At 77.7% G+C, this 346-nt stretch carries 1 protein-coding gene; it reads left to right on the plus strand.

From position 1 onward, the window contains the following. The coding region (locus UK12_RS34055; protein WP_045307092.1) for a beta-ketoacyl synthase N-terminal-like domain-containing protein at positions 1–346 on the plus strand (346 nt) is incomplete at both ends.

The following is a 346-nucleotide window of genomic DNA, read 5'->3' on the forward strand; positions in this document are numbered from 1 at the left end:
CAGCGAAGCTGCTCGCTGGCGCTGGCCGGCGGCGTGACGGTGGTGTCCAGCCCGCGTGCCTTCATCCAGTTCAGGCGCCAGCGGGGGCTGGCCGCCGACGGCCGCTGCAAGTCCTTCGCCGCCGGCGCCGGCGGCACCGGCTGGGGGGAGGGCGTCGGCATGCGGCTGCTGGATCGGCTGTCGGACGCCCAGCACAACGGGCACCCCGTCCGGGCCGGGAGCATGGGCTCGGCCGGCAACCAGGACGGCGCGAGCAACGGCCGCACCGCCCCCAACGGCCCCTCCCAGCAGCGCGTCATCCGCCAGGCGCTGGCCGCCGCCGGGCTCACCCCCGCCCAGGTGGACG

The organism is Saccharothrix sp. ST-888 (assembly GCF_000955975.1).
GTDB lineage: Bacteria > Actinomycetota > Actinomycetes > Streptomycetales > Streptomycetaceae > Kitasatospora.